This window comes from Oenococcus sicerae, assembly GCF_004102045.2.
GTDB classification, from domain to species: Bacteria; Bacillota; Bacilli; order Lactobacillales; family Lactobacillaceae; genus Oenococcus; species Oenococcus sicerae.
Genome location: NZ_CP029684.2, coordinates 665,671 through 678,064, shown reverse-complemented (window position 1 = coordinate 678,064; position 12,394 = coordinate 665,671). Strand labels below are relative to the sequence as shown.

At 38.8% G+C, this 12,394-nt stretch carries 12 protein-coding genes and 1 tRNA gene; 7 read left to right on the top strand and 6 right to left on the bottom strand.

Going from position 1 to position 12,394, the window contains the following annotated elements:
* The first annotated feature begins 112 nt into the window (after positions 1–112).
* Positions 113–973, top strand: a complete 861-nt coding sequence (locus DLJ48_RS03380) for a GNAT family N-acetyltransferase (RefSeq protein WP_161566104.1) — start codon at positions 113–115, stop codon at positions 971–973.
* Positions 974–1,016: 43 nt separating this feature from the next.
* On the opposite strand, the gene DLJ48_RS03375 is transcribed toward DLJ48_RS03380, so the two are convergent.
* A complete protein-coding gene (locus tag DLJ48_RS03375; protein WP_128685910.1) occupies positions 1,017–1,244 on the bottom strand; it encodes a hypothetical protein in 228 nt (75 codons plus the stop codon).
* Positions 1,245–1,392: 148 nt separating this feature from the next.
* Between DLJ48_RS03375 and DLJ48_RS03370 the strand changes: the two genes are divergently transcribed.
* The gene (locus DLJ48_RS03370) at positions 1,393–2,241 is read left to right on the top strand and encodes a metallophosphoesterase family protein (RefSeq protein WP_128685908.1); all 849 of its coding nucleotides are present in this window, start codon (positions 1,393–1,395) and stop codon (positions 2,239–2,241) included.
* 63 nt (positions 2,242–2,304) lie between these two features.
* Here DLJ48_RS03370 and DLJ48_RS03365 read toward each other — a convergent pair whose 3' ends face one another.
* Positions 2,305–3,054 carry a MurR/RpiR family transcriptional regulator gene (locus DLJ48_RS03365; RefSeq protein ID WP_128685906.1) on the bottom strand — a complete coding sequence of 250 codons (750 nt, stop codon included), beginning with the start codon at positions 3,052–3,054 and terminating at the stop codon, positions 2,305–2,307.
* 210 nt (positions 3,055–3,264) lie between these two features.
* Here DLJ48_RS03365 and DLJ48_RS03360 point away from each other — a divergent pair, with 210 nt between their 5' ends.
* The 4 genes from DLJ48_RS03360 to DLJ48_RS03345 are packed head-to-tail and all read left to right on the top strand — an operon-like array spanning position 3,265 to position 6,789.
* Positions 3,265–4,716, top strand: coding sequence for a 6-phospho-beta-glucosidase (locus tag DLJ48_RS03360; protein WP_163939967.1), 1,452 nt, complete (start codon positions 3,265–3,267; stop codon positions 4,714–4,716).
* Positions 4,717–4,745: 29 nt separating this feature from the next.
* Positions 4,746–5,054: a PTS sugar transporter subunit IIB gene (locus DLJ48_RS08495; RefSeq protein WP_128685902.1), complete on the top strand. Its 309-nt coding sequence runs from the start codon at positions 4,746–4,748 to the stop codon at positions 5,052–5,054.
* 15 nt (positions 5,055–5,069) lie between these two features.
* Positions 5,070–5,402: a PTS sugar transporter subunit IIA gene (locus tag DLJ48_RS08490; protein WP_128685901.1), complete on the top strand. Its 333-nt coding sequence runs from the start codon at positions 5,070–5,072 to the stop codon at positions 5,400–5,402.
* Between the two features lie 43 nt (positions 5,403–5,445).
* Positions 5,446–6,789: a PTS sugar transporter subunit IIC gene (locus tag DLJ48_RS03345; protein WP_128685900.1), complete on the top strand. Its 1,344-nt coding sequence runs from the start codon at positions 5,446–5,448 to the stop codon at positions 6,787–6,789.
* Between the two features lie 101 nt (positions 6,790–6,890).
* Here the strand turns inward: DLJ48_RS03345 and DLJ48_RS03340 are convergent.
* From DLJ48_RS03340 to DLJ48_RS03325, 4 genes are all read right to left on the bottom strand, one after another.
* Positions 6,891–6,963 (bottom strand) — tRNA-Ala (locus DLJ48_RS03340).
* Between the two features lie 39 nt (positions 6,964–7,002).
* On the bottom strand, positions 7,003–8,256 hold the full coding sequence (gene tyrS, locus DLJ48_RS03335) for a tyrosine--tRNA ligase (RefSeq protein ID WP_128685899.1): 1,254 nt from the start codon (positions 8,254–8,256) through the stop codon (positions 7,003–7,005).
* Positions 8,257–8,488: 232 nt separating this feature from the next.
* Positions 8,489–9,175, bottom strand: a complete 687-nt coding sequence (locus DLJ48_RS03330) for a hypothetical protein (protein ID WP_128685897.1) — start codon at positions 9,173–9,175, stop codon at positions 8,489–8,491.
* A 1-nt stretch (position 9,176) separates the two neighbouring features.
* Positions 9,177–9,689: an aminoacyl-tRNA deacylase gene (locus tag DLJ48_RS03325; protein ID WP_128685895.1), complete on the bottom strand. Its 513-nt coding sequence runs from the start codon at positions 9,687–9,689 to the stop codon at positions 9,177–9,179.
* Between the two features lie 151 nt (positions 9,690–9,840).
* Here DLJ48_RS03325 and DLJ48_RS03320 point away from each other — a divergent pair, with 151 nt between their 5' ends.
* On the top strand, positions 9,841–12,294 hold the full coding sequence (locus tag DLJ48_RS03320) for a phosphoketolase family protein (protein ID WP_128685893.1): 2,454 nt from the start codon (positions 9,841–9,843) through the stop codon (positions 12,292–12,294).
* Positions 12,295–12,394 lie beyond the last annotated feature (100 nt).

Below are 12,394 nucleotides of genomic sequence, written 5' to 3'. Positions count from 1 at the left end.
AAAATTGTTAAATAAGCTCAGATGTCAAGAATGTCTTTATTAGCTGCAAAATAGGCGACGGAGCCTGCTATGGGTTGCTGGATCGTGTTAGCATAGTTAAAAAGGAATGCGAATGAGTGAGATTAAGATTCCGGAACTTGCGGTATTCATTGAAAAAGCTAACCAGTTGAAAATACAATCAAGTCTGCACGTAGCTGATACTTTGGCTGAGATCACTCAAGACTTGCAAAATTTAAGCTTATACCAATCACTGTTTGAGACGAATGAAAGAGGCGGCTTGCTGGCCGCCATGATTGTGGATCAGTACCAAAGTGGCCCAAATTTGATCGATGAGATATGGGGACCGATGACACTTCCATACAATGAGCCCTTGCGAGAGCACCTTTTGCAAAAATATCTGGTCAATAAAAAACAGCATGTGGAAACAATGTTCTTTTTCAAAGAGCAAGATACATGGCTGACTGAACAGCTAATAATGAGAAAGAACAAGTTAACCTACGAAAATATTTGGCGGAAATCATTAGCTCATGCAGGCAGTATGCCTGAACTACCGACGGTAAGAATCGAACATTGGCAAGAAACTGTCAGTAGTAGTATTTATAAGAGAGTTCATCAGTTGCATGAAATGGCTTTCCATCATGCAAAGAGAACGATGACCAATTTATTAACCAACCTTTCTTACAGCCATTCCCTATGGCTGCTTTATGACCACGACATCATTCAAAGTTATGCAATTGTTGATATTGATCTTGATCGGAAAAATGCACATTTGGATTTTATTGCCACGGATACTCATTTTCTCAGGCACCATGCAGCTACTCAACTTATTACAGCTGTTTGCTATGGGTTGCATCATCAACAGGTTGATTATTTATACTTAGTTCAAAGCGACCATGCTAAAGCCGCTTACCATTTGTACGAAAAGCTGGGATTTGTCAAACTAGAAACTGATGTGGCTGGGTCTTTGACATAAAAAAAGTCAGCAAAGCTGACATTAACGGCTGATATTTAATTTCTTAGAAGCGGTTGTTTTTAGGGCTGTTCCTGACTTCGATTCGGACCGGTTTATATACATAGAAAGCATTGATCGGGATCAAGTAAATTTTGTCTTTAACAACTTCGACCAATAATTCGATTTTTTTAAGATATCTTTTATAGACAACTTTTGATTTAGATAGACCAACCATTGAATCGTTTTCTTTATGAAACCTAGTTAACAATTTGCTTGTATTGATTAATTTCATTTCTATCTCCTATCACCAGTCAATCACTGATGGCAACATCATATTTCTTTAAAATAAAATATAGATTAAATATGGTAAAACCAACTGTTAAATCAGGATTAAAGAATTGTGGCATTATGGTAGAAGTGAAAAAGGTGGGAATATCTAGATGAAAATTGCAGTTGTTTCAGACAGTCACGGCAATGCAACTGCTTTAGCAAGCGTCATTGAAGATGCAAAAAAGCACCAAGTCGATGAATTTTGGTCCTTGGGCGATATCGCTTTGACTGGTCCCGGCTCGCAACGCTGTTATGAGTTGTTGAATGCGATCAATACGACGCATTATTTACGCGGTAATTGGGAAGACACTTATGATCAAGTGAAACAGACAGATTTAGTTGATTTGGATGATCCTGAAGACATTGCAGCTGTGATGCAGGTCAAATTTGATGAGGAACATTTTTCACAAGTGGTTCGGTCACAAATAAAAAAGCTGCCTTTTAAACAAGAATTTGCTATCGATGGTCTCAGTTTTGCCTTGTATCATAACAGCCCGACTTCTGATCATGGTCATGCTTTATTGCCGACGAATCCACAAGAAAATTTTGATTCTTTTAGTGACCATACCAAAGCCGATATCATCATTTATGCGCACGTGCACCAACAGTTAATGAGATATTCAAATGAGGGACAGCTGATTTTGAATCCAGGATCAGTTGGTGAGCCTTGGGCTGTTTCGACAAAGTTGTTGCAGAATCACCGCGCAAATTATTTGTTACTCACGATTGACCAGGACGGCATCTCAGATTTGGAGTTTCGCCATGTTGCGTATGATCGGCAAAAAGAAATTGATTTAGCTTATGCTAAACAGCTGCCATTTGCCAAACTTTATGAGCGTCTAATTAATACAGGTATTGGTTTTACGCATGACGACAAAGCCCTATTAATTGAAAATAAATTACATGATTATCGGCGAACTGTGGAAAGCTTTTTAAAAAATATTAATAATGAAAAATAGCTTCGATAATAACCTGAACATTCGAAATAAATATGTGGCGAAAATTATTTAGTGATAAAGTGCCTAAAATTGGGGATTATCTTCACGAATTTTTTCAGAATTGCTTAATTCTCTTACGAGCCATTCTATTAAAAAGATAACCGGTACCTGGGTTGTAATATTCAAATCACGGCCGACAATTTCCGGCTTCATATTATAAGCGAAGTTAACATCTGATAATTTCGCTAAACTATTTGAACTATCATTTGTCATGCTGATAATTCTGGTTCCTTGCTCCTTGAGTGCCTTGGTTTGATCAAGTGTTTCTTTGGTTTCTCCGCTCACCGAGAAGATCAAGCCGACAACCGTATTAGACATTTTGCCGAGCCTAAAAGGAAAAAAAGGATCATTACTAAAATGTGCGTTAAAACCAACATTAGAAAATTGTCTAGCACCGTATTCAGCCAAGACGCCTGAAGTGCCAATACCACAAAAAATCATAAATTCACTGGCTAAAATTATTTTCTTTGTGATTCTAAACTGATCTTGATAAGTCTCAATTATTTTTTCGTCAAAAAATTTTTTAATTTCCAATAGTAAGCCAAATTTTTGATCTCCTTCATTCACGGAATCATAGGTGCGTGAAACAGTATATTTAAATTCTTGATAGCTGATATAACCAATTTTTTTGATGCAACGTAAAAGAGTTGTTGGTGAGACATTGCTTTTAACAGATAACTCTCTGACGGTCAACTTGGGGATGTCAGCTAAATTTGCAATGATGTAATTGTAGGCTGATGTCTCCGATGAAGTTAGATTTTTTATTTCTGACATATCTAAAGAGAATTATAGTGGTCGAACGTTAAAAATAGTTCGAAACTGAGATAGATTTATAATTGTTACTAAATATGGTTCTTGTACCAGAATAGCGTATTTTTGTCATAAATGAAAGCGCTTCCAATTACAATTAATGGTGTTGAAGATCTAAAGGACTCTTCAATATTTGAAAAATTAAAATATTTTTTAACGAGGAGGCGAAAGTTATTGGAGAATTACAATCAATTTTCATTACCTAAGGATTTTTTGTGGGGTGGTGCGGTAGCTGCACACCAATTGGAAGGCGCTTGGAATGTTGGTAATAAAGGGTTAAGTATTGCTGATGTTATGACTCAGGGAGCCAATGGTGTGGAAAGAAAGATTACCGATGGTATCCAGAAAGGTGAAATATATCCCAACCATGAAGCTATTGATTTTTATCATCGGTATCCAGATGATATTAAACTTTTGGCTGAAATGGGTTTTAAATGTTTTCGAACGTCTATTGCGTGGACGAGAATTTTTCCTTTAGGAGATGAGGATCAACCAAATGAAGAGGGTCTGCAATTTTATGATGATCTATTTGATGAGTGTCTGAAATATGGTATTCAACCAGTAATAACCTTGTCTCATTTTGAAATGCCATATCACTTAGTTGAAGCATATGGCGGATGGCGTAGCCGCAAGATGATCGGATTCTTTACCAAATTTGCGCGCGTTGTTTTTCAGAGATATGTAGACAAAGTTAAATATTGGATGACCTTCAATGAAATAAATAATCAAGCTAATTTTGATGCAAGGTTTTCGCTGTTTACAAATTCTGGTATTTTGACGCGCAAAGATGAAGATCCTGAAAGACTAATGTATCAAGCTGGGCATTATGAAGCCGTTGCAAGTGCTTTGGCAGTCCAAATTGCTCATCAGATTAATTCCGAATTCCAAATTGGAGCGATGATTGCCATGATTCCAATATATCCAGCGACTCCCAAGCCAGATGATGTTTTGAAATCCGAACGAGCCATGCAGTCACGATATTGGTTTGCTGATGTACAAGTTAATGGTCGTTATCCTGATTGGTTGACTGCTTATGAACGAAATCAAAATTTGGGGCTTGACATTACTTTGGCAGATTTGGATGTTTTAAAAGCAGGAAAGGTAGACTATCTCGGTTTTAGCTATTACATGTCAGCGGTCACCGCTGCTCACAAAGACGAAAACTTAGATTATAAGTACCGAGAGAATCAAGATCTTGTGCCAAATACTTATCTAGAGTCTTCTGATTGGGGCTGGCCAATAGATCCCGAAGGGCTTCGGTATGCGATGAATTGGTTAAACGATCGTTATCATTTACCTCAATTTATCGTGGAAAACGGTCTAGGAGCAGTTGATCATTTGGAAAAGGATGGCTCGGTACATGATCAGTATCGTATTTCATATTTGAGAGACCATATAGAGCAAATGAAACGAGCTGTCTACTATGATGGTGTTGATTTAATTGGTTACACACCGTGGGGATGTATTGACCTTGTTTCGGCGGGTACTGGTGAAATGGATAAGCGATATGGATTGGTGTATGTAGATAAAGACGATCAAGGCCACGCTAGTCTGAAAAGATATAAAAAGGATTCTTTTTATTGGTACGCAAAAGTAATTGAGTCTAACGGCAGTGATTTGAATTAACCGTTTTAAATTTTGAAAGGAGTTCTAAAATGGTCCAGAAAACAATTATGTTAGTTTGTGCTGCTGGCATGTCCACCAGCCTATTAGTAAGTAAGATGCAAAAAGCTGCAGCTGAAAATCACGAAGATCTCAATATTTTCGCTACAGCTGCCTCTGATGCAAAATCAAAATTTGATAGCGAGCACCCAGACATTTTATTGTTGGGTCCACAAGTGAATTATTTGTTCAGCAGTTTTAAGGATAAGTTTGATATTCCAGTCAAAGTTATTAATATGCAAGACTATGGCATGATGGATGGTCGCAAAGTTTTAGAAGATGCACTTGAAGATTTAGCGTAATAAAGGAGTAGACCAGTGGATGAAGAAATCCCGAATCAAGAAGCAATTATGGGTCTTATTATTAATGGCGGAAATGCAAAGGGCTCATCATTTGAAGCGATTGAGTATGCAAAAAAAGGTGATTTTGATCACGCTAGAGATAAATTAAAAGAAGCGGATGATTTTCTTTCCAAAGCTCATAATTCTCAAACGGGAATGCTGACGAATGAAGCTAATGGTATACATACGCCGCTTTCTTTACTGGGTGTGCACGCACAAGACCATATTATGACCGCTATTACATTTAGAGATTTAGCTAGTGAAATCATTGATTTGTATGCGCTTATTGATCAAAAGTTACGAAAATAATTTTGATTTTATGTCACAAACGGAAAGGAGTATTTGATTAATTATGAATACTTTTATAAATAAAAGAGTCCTACCACCCGTGATGAAATTTGTTAATACAAAAGCTCTTACGGCGTTAAAAGATGGCATGGTTGTCAGTTTACCTTTTATCATGGTTGGGTCTGTATTTTTGCTTCTAAGTTCATTTCCATATGCGCCGATTGCTGATTGGATGACTAAAACAGGTTTGGCAGCGTATTTTAGTCAAGCATACAATGCATCGTTCGGTATCGTTTCAATCTTTGCTGTTGTTGGAATTGCTTATGTCTGGGTCAAAAACGAAGGGTATGAACCCTTGCCAGCTGGTATGACAGCTTTAGTCAGTTTTATATTGATTATGCATCCGACTACTGCAGTTATGAATGGCAGCAAGACGATTATTTCGGCAACACAGGCACCAACACTATTAGGCGGTTTTATCGATCGGACTTGGCTAGGCGGGCAAGGAATGATTGCTGCGATTATTGTTGGCATGATTACAGGATGGATTTATTCCTGGTTTATCAAACACAAAATAACGATCAAGTTGCCAGAACAGGTTCCCCCGGCAGTCTCTAACTCGTTTATTGCTTTGATTCCAGCTTTTGTTATTGTTGTATTCTGGTTGCTCGTATATATTTTATTTGATGCTGCAGCTCATGAAACCATGACACAATGGATCTATCAAGTTGTGCAGATACCATTGCAGGGTCTGACTGATAGTTTTGGTGGTGTCTTAGTAGTAGCACTTGCGGTGCCATTTTTCTGGTTTTTTGGTGTGCACGGTGCCATTATTGTCAGCGGCATTATGAGTCCAATTTTGCAGGCTAATGCTTTATCCAATGCTGCTATTTTTAAAGCTCACGGTATCGTAACAGCCACAAATGGTGGCCATATTTTCATTCAACCTCTTATGGACCAATTTGGTACAGTGACAGGTTCTGGTATGACCATCGGCTTAGTAATATTTATGACCTTTTTCGCTAAATCAGCACAAATGAAAGGCATCGGTAAACTATCTTTGGTTCCGGGACTATTCAATATTAATGAGCCAACTTTATTTGGTTTACCAATTGTATTGAATCCTTTGCTGGCGCTACCTTTTATTTTGATGCCAGCCCTGTCCATGCTCTCGACTTATCTTCTGATTCAGATTCACGTGTTGCCATATTTAACAGGTGTTATGGTTCCTTGGACAACACCGCCAATCATTTCTGGATTTTTAATTGGCGGATGGAAAGTAGCTATTTGGCAAACCGTTGTTTTGATTGCTTCGTTCTTTGTTTATTTCCCGTTTGCTCGTCGATACGATAAGATCCTTTATGAAGAAGAACAAGCTAAGGAGACACAACTCCACAGTAACAAATAAATATGACTAGATTTTAAAAAAACTTCTGATCGAACTAATGATCGGAAGTTTTTATTATGATTGATTGTTAATATACATTGAAATCATGGACATTACGGGAATGGACATTACGGGATTTGAACCCGTGACCTCTGCCATGCGAAGGCAGCGCTCTCCCAACTGAGCTAAACGCCCGAAATGCAGGATAAAGATCCTGCAGGTACATACTTTATTCTATTGCACTTTTGCCAAAAAATATTTTTTCTTGCCACGGCGAATGATCACAAACTTGCCATCAAATTTGTCGGCTGGGTCAATTATTTTTTCGACTTCCGTGACCTTTTGACCGTTGACCGTGATCGCACCATTCTTCAGGTCTTCTCTGGCCTGCCGCTTAGATTTTTCGATTAGGTCGTCTTGTGATAACAAATCCACGACTGCAATTTTTTCAGTCGTAATTTTAATTGAGGGTACAGCAGAAAAAGCTGCTGCAACTTGTGTACTAGTTAATTGCTGAACATCACCGCTAAATAAAATTTGTGAAATTTTTTCAGCTTCATCGACAGCCGCTTGGCCATGCACAAACTTTGTCACCTCCTGAGCGAGACGGGTTTGGGCTTCGCGCTTTCCAGGCTCAATTCGCACTTTTTCAGCTAAATTTTCAATTTCTTCATGGCTTAAGAAAGTGAAAATTTTTAGCAATTTAATAACATCGTCATCAGCCTGATTATAAAAGAATTGGTAAAACTCGTAAGGCGACAAAAATTCAGGGTCTAACCAAATAGCACCGCCTGCCGATTTCCCAAATTTTGTGCCATCTGATTTAAGCAGCAAAGGGACTGTCAAGCCGAAAGCTTGTGCTTGGGGTCCTAACAATTTGTGGATCAGTTCGACGCCGCTAGAAATGTTGCCATATTGATCACCGCCACCCACTTGCAATTGAACATTTTTTTCATTGAATAGCGTATAAAAATCAATTGCTTGCAAAATTTGATAAGTAAATTCTGTAAAACTAATGCCAGCTTCCAAACGCGAGGCAACCACATCTCGTTTTAACATGACATTGATCGGAAAAAGTTTTCCAAAATCACGCAGAAAAGAAATCAAGTTTAATTTTGACAACCAGTCATAGTTGTTTACGATCTCAAAGCCGTCTTTGCCGAATAGACGGGTCAACTGTTTTGTAATTCGCTTAACGTTTTCATCAAAAACATCAGGCGGCAGCAACTGTCTTTCAGCTGCTTTTCCCGAAGGGTCCCCAATCATGCCTGTTCCGCCGCCGATAACGATCACTGGTCGGTGACCGTCGTTTTGGAACCTCTTTAAAATCGTGAGCGGAATTAAATTGCCTATGTGAATGGATTGTGCAGTTGGATCAACACCAACATATAGACTGATTTTTTTTTGTTGCAATAAATGGGTTAGACCGGTTTCGTCAGTCGTTTGATTGATAGAACCTCGCCATTTTAAATCATCGATTATGTTCATAAAACCCTCCAGATAATAAAAAAAACGTCTCAATATGATCGGGACGAATTTCTCCGCGGTACCACCCGGATTGCGTTTTATAAACGCCAGCTTAATTAACGAGACGAATCCCAAAGTTCTTACTGTGTACTTCGTGAATTTTCTGGATCGGTTCGCATCAACTACCGATTTTCTTTTTTGACCGCCAATTCACTATTATCAGATGAGATTGACTAAATTATAGCAAAAGTAGTCAAAAAAATGTGATCACTTTGGCAATCAGAAAATCAATTACTGCAATTGCAAGTGCGATCACAAATAATGATGCTTCTTGTTGAATAAAAGTGAATAAGCGATCTATCAATATGATGTGAGTTAGCTGCAGGGTAAGTGCAGCAATAATAAGTAAAAGAATTGCGATCCACATGCCCTGCATTGAATTTTCAAAATCCTCGTGAGATAAACCGATGCCTAATGATAGCGAAAAAACAATTAGCAGCCAACAGAGCAGTTGCCAATTAAAGGATACTTGCAGATAAAAAACATTTGGCTGCAAGTATCGAGTTAGCAAATAAATGGTCAAGGAATTACCGATCATAGGTGCAAAGCCAATCAGCAAATTGCCAAAAGCCTGCCAAGGATTTTTCGGATTAGCTGAATGGGTCACAAAACCAACTTGACCGTTTTTTGGTAATTGCAGCAAGCGAAAGTTTTCAATATGGTGACCAAAAAGCAATGCCATGATAAGATGCGACAATTCGTGAATAATAACGCCAATTGAGCTAATAACTAAATAAAAGTGACTGCCGAATTTTTCTGAAATAATCGATCCGGCTGTATTAGTCAAATAAGAAATAAGCCAAGCGAAAACGGCAGGCAGCAGAATTGCGATGCTCAATAGTAGACCAAAATAATCAATTGTCTGCTTTAAAAAAATCATGTCATTGATCCATTATCAAATCCGCAAAAACAGCTCCGATCAGTTCAGCAACTTGTTTGGCATCAATCAAATCACTACGGCCTAATTCACCAGCTGAAACATAAATCGATTCATCAACTAAGGCACGATTATCAAAGTAAATCGGAAATTTTCCATGATGATTATGCCAAATACCGACAGGATTATTGGCACCATGAACATAGTCGGTCGTCTTCTGAAGATCTCGCAAGGGAATCATTTCTGTTTTTTTATTTCCGGATACTTGAGCTAATTTTTTTTCATTTAAATGTTCTGTAACTGGTAAAACAGCAATCAATGGCCCAGTTTTGTCACCATTTGAGGCTAATGTTTTATAAATCAATGATTCACGCGCAACACCGGCCGTTTTCAAAGCTTGTATCACATGTTCTTTATCTGGATTCAAAAAATTGATTTCTAAGGATTTGTAAATAATGCCATTTTTGTCTAGTAACTGTTCGACTTGTGTTTTTTTAATTTTAGAATGTTTGCTCATAAATAGATTTTAATTCTTTATTAAATGAAAGCGTTATCAGAGTGAGCAAAGGCTTTCGGCGTCTTAACCAATTAACCGTTTGCTGTATAATGGAACCTGTTAAGGTGCGCCCAAAACGTACTTTAGAAAAAAAATTAGGAGATATTAATACATGGCAGCTAATGCACCTGCAGTTGATTATGATTCAACTGAATATCTAGAACTCGTCGATAAATGGTGGCGTGCAACCAATTACTTATCAGGCGGAATGATTTTCCTAAAGAGCAACCCGCTCTTTAGCGTTACAAAGACTCCTTTGACAGCAGAAGATGTCAAGTACAAGCCGATCGGACACTGGGGCACAATTTCAGGACAGACTTTCCTGTATGCTCATGAGACGCGCTTGATCAAGAAATATAATTTGAATGCTTTTTACGTTGAAGGTCCTGGTCACGGTGGACAAGTTATGGTAACCAACTCATATCTTGACGGATCTTATACTGAAGATTACCCAGAAATTACACAAGATCTCAAGGGGATGTCCAAGCTGTTCAAACGGTTCTCATTCCCTGGTGGAATTGGTTCTCATGCGACAGCCCAGACACCTGGTTCGCTTCACGAAGGTGGTGAATTAGGTTATTCACTTTCTCATGGTATTGGTGCGATTCTTGATAATCCTGATCAGATCGGTTTTGTTACGGTTGGTGATGGTGAGACTGAAACTGGTCCTGCTATGACTGCTTGGCATGGTTTGAAGTTTATCAACCCTAAGACTGATGGTGCTGTTTTGCCAGTACTTGATTTGAATGGCTGGAAGATTTCTAACCCAACTATCTTTAGTCGTATGAGCGATGAACAGATTACTGAGTTCTATGAAGGACTTGGCTGGTCTCCACGTTTCATTGAAAATGATGATATTCATGACTTCATGACTTATCACAAAAAGGCTGTTAAGATTTTTGATCAAGCGATCGAAGATATTAAGCAGATCCAAAAAGATGCTCGCGAAAATAACAAGTATCAAGATGGTACGATTCCTGCATGGCCAGTTATTATCGCTCGTTTGCCAAAAGGCTGGGGCGGTCCTAAGTTTGATGAAGACGGAAATCCAATCGAAAACAGTTTCCGTGCCCACCAAGTACCATTGAGTTTCTCGTCAGAACACATGGAAGAATTACCACAGTTTGAAGAGTGGATGAATTCTTATAAGCCTGAAGAACTGTTCAACGAAGATGGTTCTTTGAAGCCTGAAATTGCTGCGATCGCTCCTAAGGGTATCAAGCGTATGGCATCCAATCCATTGGCTAATGCTGGTATTGATAATTCTGATTTGAAGTTGCCTGATTGGAAGGAATACACAACTGGTGTGACTCCTGAAAATCGTGGACACGAAATGAAGAATGGCGACATGAACATGGATATGGTTACCTTGTCTGGTTTCTTGGCTGGCGTTGCTAATTTGAACCCAACTCGTTTCCGCTTCTTCGGTCCTGATGAGACAATGTCTAACCGTCTGTGGAAGTTATTTGATAAGACGCCGCGTCAGTGGATGAGCAAGATTAAATTCCCTAACGATGCTCTCTTGGCACCTGAAGGCCGTATCATTGACTCACAATTGTCTGAACACCAAGCTGAAGGTTGGCTTGAAGGCTACACCTTGACTGGCCGTGTCGGCATGTTTGCTTCATACGAATCATTCCTGCGTGTTGTTGATTCTATGATCAATGAATACTTCAAGTGGATTCGTCAAGCTGATGTTGAACCATGGCGCAACAAGTATCAATCATTGAATTTGATTTCTACTTCAACTGTTTTCCAGCAAGATCATAACGGTTACACACACCAGGATCCTGGTATGCTGACCAACTTAGCTGAGAAGAAGCAGAACTTTATTCGTCAGTACTTGCCAGCTGATGGTAATGAATTGCTGGCTGTTGCTGCTCGGGCATTGGTTGATCGCCAAAAGATTAACCATATCGTTGCTTCTAAACAGCCTCGTCAGCAATGGTTTACAACTGAGGAAGCTGAAAAGCTTGTGAATGATGGTCTTGGTATTGTTGACTGGGCTTCAACTGCTCCTGAAGGTGATGTTGATATCACATTTGCATCCGCTGGTACCGAACCAACGATCGAGACCTTAGCAGCTTTATGGTTAGTTAACCAAAGCTTCCCAGAAGTTAAGTTCCATTATGTGAACGTTGTTGAATTGGGTCGCTTGCAGAAAAAAGTTGGACCTTTGAATGATGATCGTTCATTGTCTGATGCAGAATTTAACAAGTTCTTCCCAGCAGGCAAGCCAGTTATCTTTGGCTTCCATGGCTTTGAGGATTTGATTGAGTCTATTTTCTATGAACGCAATCATCATAATTTGCATGCTCATGGTTATCGTGAGGATGGTGATATCACAACGACTTATGATATGCGTGTTTATTCTGAACTGGATCGTTTCCATCAGGCTATTGACGCTGTTACAGCTTTGAAGGATGAGAATGTTATTGATGGCGAAAAAGCTGATAGCTTTATTGCTGATATGAACAAGATTCTTGACAAACATTTCGAAGTTACTCGTAATGAAGGTCGTGATATTGAAGAGTTCACTGACTGGAATTGGAGTGCGTTGAAGTAATTTCTTAGTGGAAAAGTATTTTTTGAACCACGAGCATTTATGTTCGTGGTTTTTATTTGGCTTTTATTGATAAATGTTATTTGGAATTTTTATGTAAGCG

Excerpts from the sequence above, each read along its gene's own strand:
- DLJ48_RS03380 (WP_161566104.1), top strand. The coding sequence starts at position 113 with ATGAGTGAGATTAAGATTCCGGAACTTGCGGTATTCATTGAAAAAGCT.
- DLJ48_RS03375 (WP_128685910.1), bottom strand. The coding sequence starts at position 1,244 with ATGAAATTAATCAATACAAGCAAATTGTTAACTAGGTTTCATAAAGAA.
- DLJ48_RS03370 (WP_128685908.1), top strand. The coding sequence starts at position 1,393 with ATGAAAATTGCAGTTGTTTCAGACAGTCACGGCAATGCAACTGCTTTA.
- DLJ48_RS03365 (WP_128685906.1), bottom strand. The coding sequence starts at position 3,054 with ATGTCAGAAATAAAAAATCTAACTTCATCGGAGACATCAGCCTACAAT.
- DLJ48_RS08495 (WP_128685902.1), top strand. The coding sequence starts at position 4,746 with ATGGTCCAGAAAACAATTATGTTAGTTTGTGCTGCTGGCATGTCCACC.
- DLJ48_RS03345 (WP_128685900.1), top strand. The coding sequence starts at position 5,446 with ATGAATACTTTTATAAATAAAAGAGTCCTACCACCCGTGATGAAATTT.
- tyrS (WP_128685899.1), bottom strand. The coding sequence starts at position 8,256 with ATGAACATAATCGATGATTTAAAATGGCGAGGTTCTATCAATCAAACG.
- DLJ48_RS03330 (WP_128685897.1), bottom strand. The coding sequence starts at position 9,175 with ATGATTTTTTTAAAGCAGACAATTGATTATTTTGGTCTACTATTGAGC.
- DLJ48_RS03325 (WP_128685895.1), bottom strand. The coding sequence starts at position 9,689 with ATGAGCAAACATTCTAAAATTAAAAAAACACAAGTCGAACAGTTACTA.
- DLJ48_RS03320 (WP_128685893.1), top strand. The coding sequence starts at position 9,841 with ATGGCAGCTAATGCACCTGCAGTTGATTATGATTCAACTGAATATCTA.